This window comes from Secundilactobacillus collinoides DSM 20515 = JCM 1123 (assembly GCF_001435975.1).
Taxonomy (GTDB): domain Bacteria; phylum Bacillota; class Bacilli; order Lactobacillales; family Lactobacillaceae; genus Secundilactobacillus; species Secundilactobacillus collinoides.
This window is the reverse complement of sequence record NZ_AYYR01000121.1, coordinates 884-1,286: the sequence shown is the minus strand read 5'-3', so window position 1 is coordinate 1,286 and position 403 is coordinate 884. Positions and strand designations below refer to the sequence as shown.

3 tRNA genes are annotated in these 403 nt (G+C 48.1%); all 3 read left to right on the top strand.

Going from position 1 to position 403, the window contains the following annotated elements:
* The first annotated feature begins 89 nt into the window (after positions 1-89).
* The 3 genes from FC82_RS15120 (at position 90) to FC82_RS15110 (ending at position 400) form a co-directional block, all read left to right on the top strand.
* Positions 90-163: transfer RNA gene (locus FC82_RS15120), tRNA-Met, on the top strand.
* A 16-nt stretch (positions 164-179) separates the two neighbouring features.
* Positions 180-253, top strand: a tRNA-Ile gene (locus tag FC82_RS15115).
* A 57-nt stretch (positions 254-310) separates the two neighbouring features.
* Positions 311-400, top strand: a tRNA-Ser gene (locus FC82_RS15110).
* Positions 401-403 lie beyond the last annotated feature (3 nt).

Genomic DNA, 403 nt, shown 5'->3' with positions numbered 1-403 from the left:
TAGAGCACCTGGTTTGGGACCAGGGGGTCGCAGGTTCGAATCCTGTCTTCCCGATTTAAATAAATAGGTTCATTTTATTTAAACACCATCGCGGTGTAGCTCAGCTGGCTAGAGCGTCCGGTTCATACCCGGGAGGTCGAGGGTTCGATCCCCCCCGCCGCGATTGATCATTAGTACTCGGACCTTTAGCTCAGTTGGTTAGAGCAAACGGCTCATAACCGTTCGGTCGTAGGTTCGAGTCCTACAAGGTCCATTAACTTGGGTCTTTACTATGGTCAAGTAATGTTATACTATTGTTATTGTATTTAATGGAGGATTACCCAAGTCTGGCTGAAGGGAACGGTCTTGAAAACCGTCAGGTGGGTCAAACCACGCGAGAGTTCGAATCTCTCATCCTCCTTTT